Origin of the sequence: Hamadaea sp. NPDC051192 (assembly GCF_040682475.1) — a bacterium.
Lineage (GTDB): Bacteria > Actinomycetota > Actinomycetes > Mycobacteriales > Micromonosporaceae > Hamadaea > Hamadaea flava.
In genome coordinates this window covers 26,555-40,850 of sequence record NZ_JBFBAZ010000067.1, presented here as the reverse complement: position 1 = coordinate 40,850, position 14,296 = coordinate 26,555, and the positions used below count along the sequence as shown (strand labels likewise).

Sequence of the window (14,296 nt, the reverse complement as noted above, 5' to 3'; positions counted from 1 at the left end):
ATGGAGTTAACTGTGGTGTCGTCGGTGTGTCATGACCGGAAACTCCATGATCAACGGGACGCGCTTACGCTTACGCCCATGAGCGGGTCGCACGAACGGGACGGGCACGACCACTCGCATGAGCCGGACGGGCACGGCGGGCACAGCCATCCGCACGAGGACCAGGGGCACGACCATGCGCCCGGGCACGACGGGCAGGGCCACTCGCGCGAGCAGGGCGAGCGGGACGGGCATGGCGATCACGACCATGCGCATGACCATGAGCACGACCATGGTGGTGGCGGGCTGTGGCACCGGCTCACCCACTTCTTGACGCCGCACTCGCACGACACAGCCGCCAAGGTCGACTCGGCGATGGAGACCTCTCGCGAGGGCCTTCGCGCTCTGTGGATTTCGTTGGGCGTACTGGGGGTGACGGCGGTTCTTCAGGCGATCGTGGTCGTCTTGTCCGGCTCGGTCGCGCTCCTCGGCGACACGCTGCACAACGTGGCCGACGCACTGACCGCCGTGCCGCTCGGGATCGCGTTCGTCCTGGGCCGGCGACGTCCCACTCGCCGCTACACCTACGGCTACGGGCGCGCCGAAGACCTCGCCGGAATCGTGATCGTCGTGTTCATCGCGGCGTCTGCGGTGGTCGCCGGTTATGAAGCCGTACGCCGACTGCTGAACCCGGCCGAGGTCAGCCATCTCTGGGTGGTGGCCGTCGCGGCGCTCATCGGATTCGCCGGCAACGAACTCGTGGCCCGGTACCGGATAAGTGTCGGACGCCGGATCGGCTCGGCTGCTCTCGTCGCCGACGGCCTGCATGCGCGTACCGATGGCTTCACGTCTTTGGCGGTGTTGCTCGGAGCCGGCGGCGTGGCGATCGGCTGGTCATGGGCGGACCCGGTCGTGGGTTTGCTGATCACCGTCGCGATTCTGTTCGTGCTGAAGGACGCGGCGCGTGAGGTGTACCGGCGGCTGATGGACGCGGTGGACCCCGACCTCGTCGACAAGGTCTCCGCCGTGCTCGTCGAGACGCCTGGGGTGACCGGCGTCGGCGACGTCCACCTGCGGTGGATCGGCCACCAGTTGCGCGCCGAATGCGAGATCAGCGTCGACCCGTCGCTCACGATCGCGCGGGCGCACGCCATCTCGGTGGACGCCGAACATCGACTGATCCATGCCGTACCGCGATTGACCAGGGCTTTCGTGCACGCCGACCCGGATGGCGACGAGCACCAGCACGAGGAACTCGCCCATCATCGGGAAAACGGCCACGGCCGCCGCACCGCCTCGACCCACTGACCGCTACCCCTCGCCCTCACCCTCCTCGGCGCGTTGATCATGGGCTTTGCCCCCTCGACACACCGGCGAGACCACAGTTAACTCCATGATCAACGGGGAGAGGGGCGGGGGCGAGCGGGGCCGAGCGCGGAGCGCGACGGCCCGGCGAGGGGCGAGCGAGCGAGGGGCGAGCGAGGGCGAGCGAGCGAAGGCGAGCGAGGTCAGGGGCGTTTAGCGGAGACGAAGGCCCGAAGCCGCGAGAGCGGCCAAGCGTTGATGACGTCGTCCACGGTGAGCCAGCCCCGTTGGGCGGTCCCGATGCCGAACCGGATGTTGCGCATGTGCCGGGTGGAGTGCGCGTCGGTGTCGATGGCGAACTTCACGCCACGCCGTTTGGCGCGCAGGATGAGGTCGTCGGAGAGGTCCATCCGGTCGGGGAAGCTGTTGACTTCCAGCGCCGTACCCGTGGCGGCGGCTGCTTCGAAGACGGCGTCCCAGTCGGCGTCGATGGGCGGGCGTTTGCCGATCATCCGCGCCCGGGGGTGCCCGATGATGTTCACGTACGCGTTTTCGCAGGCCCGGATCAGTCGCTGGGTCTGCTCCGGGCTGGACAGGGTGAAGTGCGAGTGCACGGACGCCACGGTGATGTCGAACCCGGCGAGGAAGTCGCCGTCCCAATCCACTTGGCCGATGGGGTCGATGTTCAGCTCGGTGCCGTGCAGCAGTGTCATCGGGCCGGCGTCCAGCGACCGCAGTTCAGCGCGCTGGGCGAGCATCTTCTCGGTGGTCATCCGCTGCATGACCAGGTTCGGGGCGTGGTCGGTGACGGCGAAGTACTCCAGGCCGCGGTCGATCGCGGCGGCCACCATCTTGTCCAGCGGTGACACGCCGTCGGTGAGGTCGGTGTGCGTATGCAGGTCGCCGCGCAGGTCGGCCTCGGTGATCAGGGCGGGCAGTTCCCGGCGCAGTGCTGCTTCGATCTCGCCCCGGTCTTCGCGCAGGGTCGGCGGGATCCATGGCAGGCCGAGCCGCTCGTAGACCTCCTCCTCGGTCTGGGAGGCGAGGAGGTCGCCGGTCTCGGCGTCGAAGAGGCCGTATTCGGAGAGCTTGAGCTTGGCGTGGACGGCGATTTCGCGTACGCGGATGTTGTGTGCCTTGGAGCCGGTGAAGTATTGCAGCGCCGCACCCCAGGCAGCGGGCGGGACGACACGCAGGTCGACTTGGAGCCCTCGCCGGGTCCGGATGGACGTCTTGGTCGGCCCGCTGCCGATGACTTCGCTGGCGGCGGGCAGCGCCTTGAACGCCGCCATCAACGGCGCCGAGTCCTCGGCGGCGGCCAGGATGTCGACGTCGCCGATGCTGTCCCGGAACCGCCGCAGCGAGCCGGCGATGCTGATCGAGACACAGCCGGGCACCTGGGACAGCGCGCTGACGATCTCCTCGGCGACCGCGGTTGCGGTGTCGATGAGGACCCGGCCTTCGTTGCGGCGCAACAGTTCGATGCCGTGCAGGATGTTGTCGGCGGTCTTCGCCCCGAAACCGGGCAACCCGTCGAGCTTGCCCGCCTCGATCGCGGCGGCCAGCTCCTCGACCGTGGCGACGTCCAATTCCTTCGTCAGGGTCACGGCCTTCTTCGGCCCGAGTCCCGGGATCTCCATCAGCTGCAGCGCGCCCGGCGGAATCCGCGTACGCAGTTCCTCCAGCGCGCCGATGGCCCCGGTCTCCAGGTATTCCACGACCTTCGCCGTCATGGACTTGCCGACGTTGGGAATCTGCCCGATCCCGGCGGCATCCAATGTGGAGATGTCCTCGTGGTACGCGGCGACGGCCCGAGCGGCCTTGTCGTAAGCCCGGATCTTGAAGGAGTCGGCGCCACCGGTGACGGCCAGCAGATCGGCCAGCTCCTCCAGCAGCGCGGCGACGGTGTCATTGGCCCGCGGCATGACCCAAGTCTAGGTGGGAGGTGGGACAAGAGCGCTGATCTTCTTCGGCACGCACATCCGCCAGGCCTCGATGATCAGCTCGGTCATCTCGTCCTCGTCGAGCGCGGCCAGCCGGGCGCGTACCCAGTTGAACCGCATGTCCGAGGGGATCGGCAGGAGAAATTTGTCCGGTTCGGCGGCCACCAGAGCTTCCCGCTCCTCCTTCGGGAAGCCGAAGCCGAGCAGCGTCTCGTCCGGCGTGATCGCGGCGTACACGATCTGGCCGACCCGGAACTTCACGTGGTCGCGGATCAGGTGCTCGCTGGTCCGCGGCAGCTCGCGGGCGACCGCGCGGATCTGGTCGACGGTGACCGGCACGGCTCAGCCCAGCAGCCGCCGCGCGGCGAACAGGTGACCGTGCCGGACCTCTGAGATCGGTCCGTCCAATGTGTCCCAGTCGGTCTGCGAGCAGTGCAGCATCGACGGCCAGCCGTCCTCGACGCCGGCACAGATGCCCACGTGGTAGACGAAACCGGTGTCCGGCTTGCGGAAGAACATCAGGTCGCCGGCGGCGAGGTCGGCCAGCTCGACCGGCTCGCCGACCGCGTACTGGTCGGTCGCGTCGCGCGGGATCAGCTGCCCGAACCGCCGGTACAGCCCATAGGTCAACCCGGAACAGTCCAGACCGTGGGCGGTCACCCCGCCCGCTAGATACATCAGCCCGAGGAACTGCCGCCCCGTGCTCAACAGCTGCTCCGCGCTGGGCAGGTCGCTTTCCGACGGGTACGCGCAAAGGTGCGCCCGGGGCAGGTAACCCGCACCGCCGCCCGGCAGATTCACCCGAGCCCAGTCCTCGTCGCCGCCCTGGACGGGCAGGATCGTCGCGAACGAGACGCCGTCGATCAGCGGTTCGCCGCCGGGCTCCGCGCGTACGCACGTCGTGGGAACGACGACGACGGCCCGTTCGCCCGTCTCCTCGGCCGGGGTGGCAAGCTGACTCAGCGGCAGCCAGCCCGGGTAGCCGCGCGGATCCTTCCGGCACGACTGCGACGGGACGACGACCTGCGCCCAGCCCTCCTTGACGTCGTCCACGAGGACGGTGTCGCCGAGCAGCGCCTGGGTGTCGAGGCGGCCCCAGAGTTCGCGGCGCTCGTCGGGGCCCTGCGCCGCCACCCAGGCGGCGACGTCGGCCGGCGCGGCCAGCGCGGGCGCGTCGAGTTCACGGACGGCGTCGGGTGCGGTCCACAGTCCGGCGGCCGCGACGGCGACCTGCATCGTCTCCACTGTCGTCCTCCCCGTGGCGGTCAGCGAGCCCAGTCGTGTGAGCGTAGCCAGCCGACGACCGCCGCCGCCACGGCCGAAGGGTCCTTCCGCAGATCGTGCCGTTCACCGGGGAGCACCACGAGGTCGACCCCGGCCCGGGCGTCCGGTACGCCGAACGGGTCCCGATCGCCGTTGACCACCAGCGTCGGCACCCCGGTGGCGAGTTCGTCGTCGCGGGTCTTCTCCGGCTTGCCGGGCGGATGCAGCGGGAAGGCGAGGGCGACCACGCCGGCCGCGCCGCTGTCCGAGGCGGTCCGGCAGGCGACCCGGGCACCGCTGGACCGGCCGCCGACGAGCAGCGGAAGCTTTATCCGAGCTGTCCGCCGCAGGTGCGCCACCACGGCCAGCCAAGCCTCGTCGAGCTGCGGCGCCGGGGCGGGCGCCTTGCGTCCCGCGACCCGATAGGGCTGGGTGACGAGGGCGACCGCGACCCCGGCGGCGACCACCGCCTCGGTCACGGCGGCGAGATCGGCCGAACCGACGTCGCCGCCCGCACCGTGCCCCAGCAGGAGCCAGCTGCTGATCTTGCCTGTCGGCTTGACCGTCTCGGCGCGGGCCGGCCCGCGCGGCGTCTCGATCTCCACCGCCCCTATCCCCCCTCAGCTGCAGATCACGGTTATGCCTGCCATTCTGGGTCAGGATCGGCTGCGTATCCGTGATCTGCGGGGAAAGAGCGTCAGCGCTCGTTGGGCATGATGATCCACAGCGCCAGGTAGATCAGCACCTGCGGGCCCGGCAGCAGGCACGACAGGACGAAGATGAGGCGCATCACGTTCGGCGAGATGCCGAACCGGCGGCCCAGCCCGGAGCAGACTCCGGCGATCCAGCGGTTGTCGCGCGGTCGGTAGAGGCGGCGAGGTGAGGTCGTCGTTGTCATGCCTCAACGGTAGGTACGCCGATCTCCTCGGCCCTCCGCCGTCGGACGGATCTTGTGATTCGAATCCCGTAGGGGCGTCCCGGAGCGTACGGCGCGCTATATTTTCTTGCGTATGCATCTAAGACGGGAGTCCTGCCGATGAGTGCGCGCCGCTTCCTCTTCCTCCTCGCCAGCACCCGGGAGAACGGAAACACCGAGGTCATGGCGCGGCACGCGGCGGCGTACCTGCCGGTCGGCGTCGAGCAGCAGTGGCTGCGGCTGATCGACCATCCGCTGCCCGACTTCACCGACGTACGCCATGAGGGCGCCGGGGTCTACTCCGAGCCGGAGGGTCATGCCCGGACGCTGATGGACGCGACGCTCGCCGCGACCGACGTCGTGATCGCCTCGCCGCTCTACTGGTACAGCATCTCCACCCCGGCCAAGCGGTACATGGATCACTGGTCGGGCTGGATGCGCGTACCGGGCGTCGGGTTCAAGGAGCGCATGCGGAGCAAGACGTTCTGGGGCGTGACGGCGGTCAGCCATGAGGACTTCAGCCGGGCCGAACCGCTGATCGGGACCCTGCGGCTGTCGGCCGAGTACTTCGGAGCGCGCTTCGGCGGCGTCCTGCTCGGCTACGGCAACCGCCCCGGCGACGCGCTCGACGACGCTCCCGGCCTGGAGCGGGCGCGCACGTTCTTCGCCGGCGAACCGGCGACCGCCACGACCCGGCTCGCTTCACCGAAGCGTACGCAGGTCATCCACGCGTAGGGCTTAGAGCCGGGCGAGCCAGGGCCGGATCTCGTCGGCGACCTGCTCGGGCACCTCGATCTGCGGGGTGTGCCCGGCGTTCAGCTCGACGTAGTGCCACTGTGGATGGGCGGCCGAGGTCGCCCGCGCCGACTCGATGGGCACCAGCCGATCGTGTACGCCGTGGATGAGCAGCACCGGCTGGGTCAGCTCGGCCATCCGGCGGCGATGCTCGGATCGGCCGACGCCCCGCAGGATCGACCGAGCAGCCTCCAAATAGGACTCCGCCCGGCGTGGCTGCGTCGCGCGGCGCTCCTCCAACGCGATCCCGGCCGTGACGATCTCCGGCGGAATCCGGGACAGGTCGGAGAAGCACAGCGCCAGCACGTGGCCGACCCGATCCTTGACCGGCACCCGGGCCAGCCGACGGCGTAGGGACCATTCGCCGAGACCCGGGATGGCGTGGACGGTGAACTGCCTGCGTACCACGGGATCGACGCGCGCACCCTCGGCCAGCGGCAGCGTCGGGTCGACGAGCGCGAGTGCGCGTACCTTGGCCGGGTCATGGGCCGCGGCGAGGATGCTCACCATGCCGCCCATCGAGTTGCCGACGAGCACCACCGGCTCCCGGACGACCTCGTCGAGGAAACGCAGCAGCAGCTCCGCGTTGGCCCCCACACTCGTACGCCGTCCGTGCGGTTCGGTCAGCCCGAAGCCGGCCAGGTCGAGGGCGTACCCGCGGACCTGGTCGCCGAGCAGCGGGGCGAGCCGGGTCCAGTTGAGGTGGGAGCCGCCGAGGCCGTGCACGTAGACGACGACCGGGCCGGCGGCGGGACCGCCGAAGTCGACGTAGTGCACCGCGCCCGCGAGGTCGACCGTGTGGCTGTTCATCGCGGCGCTCCGTGCTTGCGGAGTTCCCGCTTGGCCAGCGAAGCCTTGTGCACCTCGTCCGGGCCGTCGGCCAGGCGCAGCGTACGCGCGGCCGCCCACATCTGGGCCAGCGGGAAGTCCTGGCTGACGCCTCCGCCGCCGTGCACCTGGATCGCCTTGTCCAGCACCCATTCCGTCATCTGCGGCACCGCGATCTTGATCGCCTGGATCTCCGTGTGCGCGCCCTTGTTGCCGACGGTGTCCATCAGCCACGCGGTCTTGAGAACCAGCAGCCGGGCCTGCTCGATGCGGACGCGAGCCTCGGCGATCCACTCGCCGACCACGCCCTGGGCCGCCAGCGGCTTGCCGAAGGCGACCCGGTCGACGGCGCGGCGGCACATCTCCTCCAGTGCCCGCTCGGCCATGCCGATCAGGCGCATGCAGTGATGGATCCGCCCCGGGCCCAGGCGCGCCTGCGCGATGGCGAATCCGTCGCCCTCACCGGCGATCAAGTTCTCCGCCGGTACGCGTACCCCGTGGAACTGGATCTCGGCGTGACCACCGTGCCAGCCGTCGTCGTAGCCGAAGACCCGCATGCCCCGCTTGATCTCGACCCCGGGCGTGGCCCGGGGGACGAGGATCATGCTCTGCTGGCGGTGCCGCTCGGCAGCCGGGTCGGTCTTGCCCATCACGATGAAGATCTCGCAGTTCGGATTCATCGCGCCGGACGACCACCATTTGTGCCCGGTGATGACGTACTCGTCGCCGTCGCGCTCGATCCGCGTGGCGATGTTGGTCGCGTCGGAGGACGCGACCTCGGGCTCGGTCATGCAGAACGCCGAGCGGATCTCGCCGTCGAGCAGCGGCCGCAGCCAGCGTTCCTGCTGGACCGGCGTGCCGAACATGCTGAGGACTTCCATGTTGCCGGTGTCGGGGGCGTTGCAGTTGCACGCCTCCGGGGCCAGGTGCGGGCTGCGCCCCATGATCTCGGCGAGCGGCGCGTATTGCAGGTTCGTCAGCCCCGCGCCGAACTTGTCGTCCGGCAGGAACAGATTCCACAGACCGCGCCGCCGGGCCTCGGCCTTCAGCTCCGCCATCACGGGCGGAGCCGACCAGCCGTCCTCTTCGGACACCGCTGCCTCGGCCGGATAGACGTACGCCGCCATGAAGTCGAGCAGTTCGGCGCGCAGCCGCTCGGTCGTCTCGTCGTAGCCGAACTCCATGTCAGGCCTCCCTCAGCTGCCGGAGCCCGGCATCCACCAGATGCGGAACCATCGCGCCCACCTGGTCGAACCCGGTGCCGACGGTCTGCCCGGCGAGGTGCCGGTAGTGGATGCCCTCCAGGATCACGGCGATCTTGAAGTACGCGAACGCGAGGTACCAGCCGAGACCCTCGGCGAAGGGGCGGCGCTCGGCGTACCGCCGAGTCAGGTCCGCACTGGTCGGCAGGGCGCCCTCCGGCGCAGCCTCACCGAAGAGGCCGGTCGGCCGCAGCCAGAGATCCCAGTACACAAGGGACAGCCCCAGGTCGGCGAGCGGATCGCCGAGGGTGGCCATCTCCCAGTCCAGCACGGCCACGATCTGGTCCTGGCCGTTGACGATGACGTTGTCGAGCCGGAAGTCACCGTGGACGATCCCCGCCCCGCTCTCGGCCGGAATCCGGGCAGTCAGCAGCTCGAAGAGGTCGTCGACGCCGGGCAGCTCCCGGCTGCGCGAGGCGTCCAGCTGCTGCTTCCAGCGGCGTACCTGGCGCTGGAGGTAGCCGTCGGGGCGGCCGAAGTCGCCGAGTCCGACCCCGGCGGGGTCGACGGTGTGCAGGTCGGCGAGCACGTCCACCAGCGAGAAGGCGAGCGCGTGCGCCCGGTCCCGGCCGAGGGCGGCGGCCTGCGCGGCGGTCCGGTAGATCGTCCCGGGGACGTCCTGCATGACGTAGAACGGAGCCTCGTCCGCCGTCTCCGCCTCGCAGAAGGCGATCGCCGCCGGCACCGGTACGCGGGTCGCCCCGAGCGCGCTGATCACTCGGTACTCCCGGCTCATGTCGTGGGCGGTCCGCAGCACGTGGCCCAGCGGCGGACGGCGGACGACCCAGGTGGTGTCGCCGTCGCCGACCCGATAGGTCAGGTTGGATTTGCCGCCCTGGATCAGCTCACCGCTCAGCGGGCCGTGAACGAGGCCAGGGCGTACGCGATCGAGGCACGCCTGGAGCCGATCGAGGTCCAGCCCTGTCGGCTCGGTCATGGGGTGATCACCACCCGGCCCACGGTGTCGCCCGCGCCCAACCGGGTCAGGCCGTCGACGGCGGCCTCCAACGGCAGGACCTCGCTGACGAGCGGCCGGATCACTCCCGTCGCCGCCAGGTCCAGCAGTGCCTGATGCGCCTCGGTGACCACGGCCGGGTCGAGCTGCCGATACAGTCCCCAGTGGACGCCGACGATCGAGTAGTTCTTGATCAGGGCGTGGTTCAGCGGCGGGGCGGGAACGGTGCCGCCCGCGAAGCCGATCACCAGAATCCGGCCCTCGAACGCGACACAGCGCGCCGAGCCGGCGTACGCGTCGCCGCCGACCGGGTCGTAGACGACGTCCGCGCCCCGGCCGCCGGTCGCCTCCTTCACCACCGCGACGAAGTCCTGCTCGCGGCGGTCGATCACGAGGTCGGCCCCGAGTCTCGTGGCGACCTCGGCCTTCGCGGGTCCGCCGACGACGGCGATGACCCGTGCCCCGGCTGCCTTGCCGAGTTGCACCGCGGCGCTGCCGACCCCACCGGCGGCGGCGTGCACGAGCAGCGTCTCTCCCGTTCGGAGCTGAGCACGCCGGTGCAGCGCCACGAACCCCGTCTGGTACGCGATGTGCAGCGCGGCGGCTTCGGCGTCAGTCAGCGACTCCGGGGCGGGGAAGGCGTCGACGGCGTCGAGGATCGCCACCTCGGCCAGCCCACCGGTGGGCAGCGACGGCGTACCGATGATCCGCTCGCCGACCTGCCGATCCACGCCCTCGCCGACGGCGATCACCTCGCCGCACAGTTCGACGCCCGGGGTGAACGGCAGCGGCGGGCGTACCTGGTAGTGGCCCCGGCACAGCAGCACGTCCGGGAAGTTCAGGGCGCTCGCGCGTACGCGGACGGCCAGCTGTCCCGGGCCGGGCTGCGGCTCCGGCACGTCCACGAGGTCGAGGGCGTCGGCCGGCTCGCCGAGCCGCGTCACCTGCCAGGCCTTCACAGGTACACCCGCGTCACGGTCTCGGCGACGCAGACCGGCTTGTCGCCGCCCTCCCGTTCGACGGTGACGACGCTGACGAGCTGCGCCCCACCGGCCACGTCGGTCACCTCGACGAGCCTGACCTCCGCCCGCACCCGCGAGTTCACCGGCAGCGGAGCGGGGAACCGCACCTTGTTCAGGCCGTAGTTGACCGCCATGCGTACGCCGTCGACCCGGACCAGCGGTCCGACCAGCACGGGCAGCAGCGACAGGGTGAGATAGCCGTGCGCGATGGTGGTGCCGAACGGACCGGCCGCCGCCCGGTCCGGGTCCACGTGGATCCACTGGCTGTCCCCGGTCGCCTCGGCGAACCGGTCGATCCGCTCCTGATCGACGGTCAGCCAGTCGCTGTGGCCCAGGACGGAGCCGGCCGCCTTCCGCAGATCGTCCAGAGTAGCCATGCGTTCCTCCCGATGTGCCGTTTGCAGGGCGCTGGATCAGGGTTCCCGGTCGAATCTTGGCCCAAGATTCGACCTAGATCCCTGATCCAGCGGGATAGCTGATCCAGCGGGGAAAGCAGAAAGTGGGTCAGGCAGTGAGGGTGGGGCGCACGAGGGCGCCGCCGTCGACGACGATCGTCTGCCCGGTCAGCCACGAGGACGCGTCCCCGGCGAGGAAGACCGCCGTCTTCGCGATGTCCTCGGGTTCGCCGATCCGGCCGAGCGGGATGTGCTTGTTGAGCGTCTCCTCGTGGTCTTCCCACAACGCCCGGGCCAGCTGCGTACGCACGATGCCCGGCGCGATCGCGTTGACGCGGACGCGTGGGGCGAGTTCGGCGGAGAACTGGCGGGTGAGGTGGATGACCGCGGCCTTCGTCGCGTTGTAGTACCCGATGCCCAGCTCGGTCACCAGACCGCCGACCGAGGCGATGTTCACGATCGAACCGCCGTGCCGGGCCATCGACCCGTGCCAGACGGCTTGCGTCCACAGCACGATGGAGAGCTGGTTGACCTGCACGGTCTTCTCCGCGCGGGCCACGTCGATGTCGACCATCGGCCCGTAGTACGGGTTCGTCCCGGCGTTGTTGACGAGCACGTCGACCTGACCGAACCGGTCCACCGCCGCCGCCACCGCGGCCTGCGCTTGGTCCGGCTCGCCGACGTGCGCGGCGAACGGCAGGAAGCCGACGGACGGGTGCGCCGCCGACAGTTCGGCCGCCACCGCGTCCAGGGATTCCTGCCGGCGAGACACCAGCACGACATTGCATCCTTCGGCCGCCAGCGCCGCCGCGGTGGCTTGACCGATTCCTCGGGAAGCCCCGGTGACCAGGGCGGTACGCCCATCGAGCCCGATCTGCATGGGGTCACCATAGCGGCCGGAGCCGTCCTTGCATACCGACCGGTCGGTATTGACAGCACGAACCTGGAACCGGTGTGATGTCGGGCATGAGCCACTACCGCAGCAACCTCCGCGACCTGCGATTCATGCTGTTCGAGGTGCTCGACCAGCGATTGGGCCGGGGGCGCTTCGCCGACCTGGACCGCGACACGGTCGAGCAGATGCTGGCGGAGGTGGAGCGACTGGCCACCGGCCCGATCGCCGCCTCGTACGCCGAGGTCGACCGCGATCCCCCGGTCTACGACCCGGCGACCTGCTCGGTGACCATGCCGGCGGCGTTCAAGCAGTCGTTCCAGTCCTACATGGACGCCGAGTGGTGGCGGCTGGACATCCCGGTCGAGGCGGGCGGCGTCGCCGCGCCCCGGTCCCTGTGGTGGGCGCTCGTCGAGCTGATCCAGGGCGCGCAGGCGCCGGTGTTCATGTTCGGCGGTGGCCCGCCGTTCGCCGGTCTGCTCCACCGTATCGGCACCCCGGAGCAGCAGCGGATCGCCGAGATCATGATCGAGCGCCGGTGGGCCGCGACGATGGTCCTCACCGAGCCGGACGCCGGATCGGACGTCGGCGCCGGGCGTACGCGGGCGGTCCCGCAACCGGACGGCTCGTGGCACATCGAGGGCGTCAAGCGCTTCATCACCTCGGGTGAGCACGACCTGAGCGACAACATCGTGCACTTCGTGCTGGCCCGGCCGGTGGGCACGGAAGGCGCGGGCGGCCCCGGGACCAAGGGGCTGTCGATGTTCGTCGTCCCGAAGGTCCACTTCGACGCGGCCACCGGCGAGCTGGGCGAGCGCAACGGCGTCTACGCCACGAACGTCGAGAAGAAGATGGGGATCAAGGTCTCCACCACCTGTGAACTGCGATTCGGTGAGCAGCAGCCGGCCGTCGGCTGGCTGGTCGGCGAGGTGCACGACGGGATCGCGCAGATGTTCAAGGTGATCGAGTCGGCCCGGATGCAGGTCGGGGTCAAGGCGATCGCGACGCTCTCCACCGGCTACCTCAACGCGTTGGCGTACGCCAAGGAGCGGGTGCAGGGCGCCGACCTGACGCGGATGCTCGACAAGACCGCGCCCCGGGTCACCATCGACCATCACCCGGACGTACGCCGCATGCTGATGCTGCAGAAGGCGTACGCCGAAGGGCTCCGGGCGACCTACCTGTACGCGGCGGACTGGCTCGACCGCGACCATCCGCAAGCCACGAACGTCAACGACCTGCTGCTCCCGATCGTCAAGGGCGTCGGCTCCGAGCGCAGTTACGAGATGCTCGCGTTGTCGCTGCAAACCCTCGGCGGCTCCGGCTTCCTCCAGGACTACCCGTTCGAGCAGTACCTGCGCGACACCAAGATCGACACCCTCTACGAAGGCACAACGGGTATCCAGGGTCAGGACTTCTTCTTCCGCAAGATCGTCCGGGACCGCCGGGTCGCCCTCGACCTCCTGCTCGCGGAGATGACCGACGACCTGGCGGCCATCGAGTCCACCGAAGCGCTCAAGGCCGCCGCCGAGGCGCTCCGCGACGCGATCGAGCAGGTACGCGCGATGGTCGACACGATGCTCGGCTGGCAGGCGGCGGCCAAGGACGACGTGGCCGAGGTCTACAAGATCGGGCAGAACACCACCCGGCTGCTGATGACGGTCGGCGACCTGATCGTGGGCTGGCTGCTGGCCAAGCAGGCGGCGGTCGCCGCGACGGCGCTGCCGGACGCGGAGGGGGCCGACGCCGACTTCTACACCGGCAAGATCGCCGTCGCCGGGTTCTTCGCCGCGACGGTGTTCCCCGAGTTCACCGCACGGCGGCGCGTCCTGGAGCAGACCGGCGACGCGCTCATGGAGATCCCCACGACGGCCTTCTGACCAGGTGCTGAAATCGGTGGTTTGCTCTACCGTGTTGGGCGTGAAGCCTCGCCCAGCTTTCGCCCTGTCCTTGGCCGCGCCCTTGCTCGCCGCCACCCTTCTGACCGGCTGTACGGGCAACGACGCCCAGCCGTCCTCGTCCGCCTCGGCGGCGGTCGGCGTGACTCCCAGCCTCGACACCGAAGCCGCCGCCGCGCTGGTGGCCGCCGGAGTGAAGTCCGGTTCGAGCAGCTCCAAGCTGCACGCCGACATCACGTACGCCGGAGCCCAAGGCGTCCAGCTGGACGTCCAGTCCGACCCGGCCACCAAGAAGATGAAGATGACCGTGGTGAACGGGACCTCGACCATCGAGGCTCGCGTCCTCGGCAGCGACTTCTATCTGACCGGCCTGCCGCAGCTCGGCAAGAAGTGGATGAAGGTCGACGGCACCCAGGTCGAAGGCTTCGGCGACATGTTCGCGATGAGCGAGCAGAACCTGGCGATGCTCGCCGGCGTCGTCGAGCTGAACACCGGGCCCAACGGGGTCTTCCAGGGGTGGATCGACCCGCAGAAGGCCATGGACAAGGCCGGCTCGACGCAGATCCGAGACGCGCTCGCCAAGGTGGTCAAGGCCGCCGGTGCGAACGCCCGCATCCCGTTCACCTCGAAGATCGCCGACGGCTACCTCGTCGGGCTGACCACCGAGTACCCGGCCGAGGTGAACAACGCGGTCACGCACATGAAGGTCGTGATGACGCTGAGCGACTTCGGCAAGCCGGTGACGGTCGCCGCGCCGGCCGCCAAGGACCTCGTCCAGCAATAGCCCGTGCCATCACCATGATCAGCGGAAGCTTCGTGGGGCTATGACACCGCGAAACTTCC

Annotated in this window: 15 protein-coding genes; 4 read left to right on the top strand and 11 right to left on the bottom strand. The window is 69.8% G+C overall.

Translation table 11 applies throughout. The features are described 5' to 3' along the window. Positions 1-78 precede the first annotated feature (78 nt). Positions 79-1,287: a cation diffusion facilitator family transporter gene (locus AB0M47_RS25665; RefSeq protein WP_363418425.1), complete on the top strand. Its 1,209-nt coding sequence runs from the start codon at positions 79-81 to the stop codon at positions 1,285-1,287. A 200-nt stretch (positions 1,288-1,487) separates the two neighbouring features. Here the strand turns inward: AB0M47_RS25665 and polX are convergent, their stop codons facing one another. From polX to AB0M47_RS25640, 5 genes are all read right to left on the bottom strand, one after another. Continuing rightward, entirely contained in the window at positions 1,488-3,209 is a 1,722-nt protein-coding gene (gene polX, locus AB0M47_RS25660) for a DNA polymerase/3'-5' exonuclease PolX (RefSeq protein WP_363418423.1), read from the bottom strand. A gap of 9 nt (positions 3,210-3,218) precedes the next feature. Continuing rightward, positions 3,219-3,566, bottom strand: coding sequence for an MmcQ/YjbR family DNA-binding protein (locus tag AB0M47_RS25655; protein ID WP_363418421.1), 348 nt, complete (start codon positions 3,564-3,566; stop codon positions 3,219-3,221). 3 nt (positions 3,567-3,569) lie between these two features. Next, positions 3,570-4,463, bottom strand: coding sequence for an NlpC/P60 family protein (locus AB0M47_RS25650; RefSeq protein WP_363418432.1), 894 nt, complete (start codon positions 4,461-4,463; stop codon positions 3,570-3,572). Between the two features lie 29 nt (positions 4,464-4,492). Then, positions 4,493-5,104, bottom strand: coding sequence for an alpha/beta family hydrolase (locus tag AB0M47_RS25645; protein WP_363418430.1), 612 nt, complete (start codon positions 5,102-5,104; stop codon positions 4,493-4,495). 83 nt (positions 5,105-5,187) lie between these two features. Next, positions 5,188-5,388 (bottom strand): PspC domain-containing protein, encoded by a 201-nt coding sequence (locus AB0M47_RS25640; RefSeq protein WP_253757703.1) that lies wholly within the window; start codon positions 5,386-5,388, stop codon positions 5,188-5,190. 138 nt (positions 5,389-5,526) lie between these two features. On the opposite strand from AB0M47_RS25640, the gene AB0M47_RS25635 reads away from it, so the two are divergent. Then, a complete protein-coding gene (locus AB0M47_RS25635; protein ID WP_363418418.1) occupies positions 5,527-6,141 on the top strand; it encodes an NAD(P)H-dependent oxidoreductase in 615 nt (204 codons plus the stop codon). 3 nt (positions 6,142-6,144) lie between these two features. Here AB0M47_RS25635 and AB0M47_RS25630 read toward each other — a convergent pair whose 3' ends face one another. From AB0M47_RS25630 to AB0M47_RS25605, 6 genes are all read right to left on the bottom strand, one after another. Next, positions 6,145-7,011 carry an alpha/beta fold hydrolase gene (locus AB0M47_RS25630; RefSeq protein WP_363418416.1) on the bottom strand — a complete coding sequence of 289 codons (867 nt, stop codon included), beginning with the start codon at positions 7,009-7,011 and terminating at the stop codon, positions 6,145-6,147. Beyond that, complete coding sequence (locus AB0M47_RS25625; protein WP_363418414.1) at positions 7,008-8,213, bottom strand: acyl-CoA dehydrogenase family protein; 1,206 nt, start codon at positions 8,211-8,213, stop codon at positions 7,008-7,010. Before AB0M47_RS25625 ends, AB0M47_RS25630 begins: the two co-directional genes overlap by 4 nt. Position 8,214: 1 nt before the next feature. Next, positions 8,215-9,228, bottom strand: coding sequence for a phosphotransferase family protein (locus tag AB0M47_RS25620; RefSeq protein WP_363418412.1), 1,014 nt, complete (start codon positions 9,226-9,228; stop codon positions 8,215-8,217). Beyond that, on the bottom strand, positions 9,225-10,205 hold the full coding sequence (locus tag AB0M47_RS25615) for an NADPH:quinone oxidoreductase family protein (protein ID WP_363418410.1): 981 nt from the start codon (positions 10,203-10,205) through the stop codon (positions 9,225-9,227). Before AB0M47_RS25615 ends, AB0M47_RS25620 begins: the two co-directional genes overlap by 4 nt. Next, on the bottom strand, positions 10,202-10,645 hold the full coding sequence (locus AB0M47_RS25610) for a MaoC family dehydratase (RefSeq protein WP_363418408.1): 444 nt from the start codon (positions 10,643-10,645) through the stop codon (positions 10,202-10,204). Before AB0M47_RS25610 ends, AB0M47_RS25615 begins: the two co-directional genes overlap by 4 nt. Positions 10,646-10,772: 127 nt before the next feature. Then, on the bottom strand, positions 10,773-11,543 hold the full coding sequence (locus AB0M47_RS25605) for an SDR family oxidoreductase (protein WP_363418406.1): 771 nt from the start codon (positions 11,541-11,543) through the stop codon (positions 10,773-10,775). 86 nt (positions 11,544-11,629) lie between these two features. Between AB0M47_RS25605 and AB0M47_RS25600 the strand changes: the two genes are divergently transcribed. Continuing rightward, complete coding sequence (locus tag AB0M47_RS25600) at positions 11,630-13,435, top strand: acyl-CoA dehydrogenase (protein ID WP_363418404.1); 1,806 nt, start codon at positions 11,630-11,632, stop codon at positions 13,433-13,435. Between the two features lie 40 nt (positions 13,436-13,475). Beyond that, positions 13,476-14,237, top strand: a complete 762-nt coding sequence (locus AB0M47_RS25595; protein WP_363418402.1) for a hypothetical protein — start codon at positions 13,476-13,478, stop codon at positions 14,235-14,237. Positions 14,238-14,296: the final 59 nt, after the last annotated feature.